Here is a 3042-nt window from a genome sequence, read left to right on the forward strand (position 1 = left end):
TCAGTATGTAATATTCACCATTACAACCTTTGCATTTATTTTTATGATTTATGCATATGTGGTTGGTAATTATTTTAAATAGTTAAAATATTTTACTATAGGAACCGAGGTGGTTTTACTTCGGTTTTTTGATAGCAGGCTATGTGTCTATTGGTACGGATGTTGTGAGTTCAAGCGTAAAAGTGTATGAAGCGGCACCCGAGGATAAAGCAAGAACAACCGTGGTTGAGACAGCTAAAGTTGGTGCTGGAATAGGTTTTGGTGCAATTTCAACAGTACTAGTTATTGGTTTAGCTTCGGGGGGAACAGCATTGGTGGTAGTTGGTATAGTTGCTATTTCTGTCGCACTTGCTACAAAAAGTGCATCCGAAATTGCTGGTAGTATAGCTGGCGGCTCATATGATTTAATTGAAAAACTTGGGGGATAAATGATTGATTTTATCATAAAGCTATATAAAGCTGATTCGGTATTATTTATTGGCATGGTTGGGCTTTTTTTCTTAATTTTACTTTGGATTTTTCTTATAAGTCTTTACATTTATATCAATATTTATCTAAAAGGAATTTGCAGAATTGTATATAAGGATGAGAAAAAATTTAAAAGACTAATGGAGCCATTTGATTTTTTTTATTTGAGTATCTTACCCAGTTCATATTTGAAAGAAATATAAAATATAAAGTTTAATACTTCATTTAAAGCCTACTATGGGAATAATGTATATTACAAAATAGGTGGCTCTCAGTTAAAAGAGTTGTTGAGAAATTATCCAATGTTTTTTTAACTTCATTACTCTTTCATGTTGTCAGGTTTTCTAAGTATGTTCCTACTATTTCTTAGTTATTCTATACAGCAATTTTTTTAAATACTATTTAAAAGTCTGTTTGTTTAGTTGCAGCTTATGGAGCATGGATTCATGCATATCGGTAGTATTCTTGTTCCGGATATTTTGTAAAATTGCTGGTGCATCACTAACTGAATATGCTTATGAAAGGTTAACAAAAAAAATAATGTTAAATGTTCAAGATACTTTCGTTATATTAATACTCATTTTCTTTATACTTTTCTGTATCTTTCATCAACTGGTATCAAGAGGAATTATGAAATCTAAAGAGTTGAGAATTAGGTTGTATGGTTTTGATTTATATGAAAAGAAAGGAATGGGTATCGCGAATATTCAGGCAGTTATTACTGCTTTAATAATCATATCAGGGCAATCATTTTAAATAGGAATAAAGCAGAAAAGTTTGGGATGTTCGATAAAAGAAAACCCCCTTTATTTCCTGCCTTGGATTCAAAGAATGCTGAATACATAAATAACCACTATAAAAAAATAATTATTAATATATATTGGTCAACTTTTTTTGGGGTTCTAATGGCTGCTTTTTTTAGTGATTCTGTTGATGGTTTAAGTTAATTGGGGGCTGTGAATGCCTCTTTATCATCGGTTAAAGGGCAAGCGCATCGGGTTTATAGATTGCATGGTGAACTTGCCCTAAAGTATGCCGAAGAAAAAGCCAAAGGCTCAGGACTAGCAAACCCTAAAAACTTCACCCAGTTCAAACAGAAGTATGCAAACTTGTATAGGGAGTTGGATCAAGAAGGAACTAAGAAATTCTTGCGATGGGATCAGTCGATCAAAACCACCAATATGCGCCGTATGTTGAAGCAATCGGCATTGGTTAGAGACAATAACTTTAAAGGCGGACTCAAAGATTATGCCAAAGAAATGGGCAAAATCGGCAAGTTCGCGATGCAGCTTAAAATAGCGGGTTATGTGTCTCTTGCTACGGATGTTGTGAGTTCAAGCGTAAAAGTTTATGAAGCGGCACCCGAAGACAAAGCAAGAACAACGGTTGTTGAGACTGCCAAAGTCGGTACTGGCATTGGTTTTGGAATTTATGCAAGTTATTTAATTGTCGGACTTGCGACAGGTGGAACAGGATTAATCGTTATCGGGATTGTTGCTGTTGGGGCTGCTATGGCCGCTAAGAGTACATCTGAGATTGCTGGATATGGGGCTGGGTACATATATGATAAAGTGGAAAGTATAAATGAATAAAATTATCAATTTATTGATTACAGATCATGTTTTTGCGCTCTTTGTTTTTGGTTTCTTATTCTTTATTCTATTGTGGGTATTTTTTATAAGTCTTTATATCTATGCCAATATTTATCTAAAAGGAATTTGCCAAATTTTATATAAGAACGAGAAACGATATAAAAGATTGATGGAGCCATTTGATTTTTTTTATTTGAGTATGTTCCCCAGTGCTTACTGGAGAGAAATATCAAATATAAAGCTTAATACTTCATTTAAAGCCTACTATGGGAAGAATGTATATCAAAAAATAGGTGATTCCCAATTAAAAGAAATGTTGAAAAATTATCCCGTATTTTTTTATCTACATTATTTGATCATTGTGTCAGGTATTTTGGGAACACTTTTGCTGTTATTGGGTTTTATTGCGGATCAGTATTTTTAAAAATTTAGAGTTTTATTGAAAACCGAGCTTAATGTCTCGGTTTTTTTCTTAAAATAGCAGGTTATGTGTCTATAGCTACGGATGTTGTGAGTTCAGGCGTAAATGTTTATGAAGCTGCGCCAGAGGATAAAGCAAGAACAACAGTTGTTGAAACTACCAAAGTTGGCGTAGGTATTGTTGGCGGTATTTATACCGCTGGTCTTGTTATTGGGTTAGCCTCAGGCGGGGTTGGTTTTATAGTAGTTGGCATCGCGTAATAATATCTGCAGGAGCTGCAGTAAAGGGTGCTAGTGAATACCGGGATGGATTGCAGGCAAGTCATATGATTTAATTGAGAAAACATTGGAAGATGAATGATAGAGTTTATTATTAAGCTGTACAAAGCTGACCCATCGTTATTCGTTGGGATGTTTGGGCTTCTTTTAATTATAATAACAATAGTTCTATTTTTTATTTTTTATATTTATATGAATGTACATTTGAAAGGTATTTCCAAAATTATTTTTAACAATGAAAAACACTACAGAAGACCTTTAGAGCCTTTTAATTTTATTATTT

At 33.6% G+C, this 3042-nt stretch carries 4 protein-coding genes and 1 pseudogene; all 5 read left to right on the plus strand.

Annotated elements, in window-relative coordinates; all coding sequences use genetic code 11:
* Positions 1 to 143: 143 nt before the first annotated feature.
* Positions 144 to 428, plus strand: a complete 285-nt coding sequence (locus tag EXE30_RS15665; RefSeq protein ID WP_228256128.1) for a hypothetical protein — start codon at positions 144 to 146, stop codon at positions 426 to 428.
* A gap of 996 nt (positions 429 to 1424) precedes the next feature.
* Positions 1425 to 2060: a hypothetical protein gene (locus EXE30_RS15675; RefSeq protein ID WP_228256129.1), complete on the plus strand. Its 636-nt coding sequence runs from the start codon at positions 1425 to 1427 to the stop codon at positions 2058 to 2060.
* Entirely contained in the window at positions 2053 to 2484 is a 432-nt protein-coding gene (locus EXE30_RS15680; RefSeq protein WP_130163203.1) for a hypothetical protein, read from the plus strand. The genes EXE30_RS15675 and EXE30_RS15680 overlap by 8 nt, the downstream gene beginning before the upstream one ends.
* A gap of 65 nt (positions 2485 to 2549) precedes the next feature.
* Positions 2550 to 2741 carry a hypothetical protein gene (locus tag EXE30_RS16100; protein WP_228256130.1) on the plus strand — a complete coding sequence of 64 codons (192 nt, stop codon included), beginning with the start codon at positions 2550 to 2552 and terminating at the stop codon, positions 2739 to 2741.
* Between the two features lie 96 nt (positions 2742 to 2837).
* Positions 2838 to 3042: pseudogene (locus EXE30_RS15995) on the plus strand (hypothetical protein); the annotation flags it as partial.

The organism is Acinetobacter halotolerans, from assembly GCF_004208515.1.
Lineage (GTDB): Bacteria > Pseudomonadota > Gammaproteobacteria > Pseudomonadales > Moraxellaceae > Acinetobacter > Acinetobacter halotolerans.

Coding starts and splice junctions, on each gene's coding strand:
- EXE30_RS15680 (WP_130163203.1), top strand. CDS start 2,053: ATGAATAAAATTATCAATTTATTGATTACAGATCATGTTTTTGCGCTC.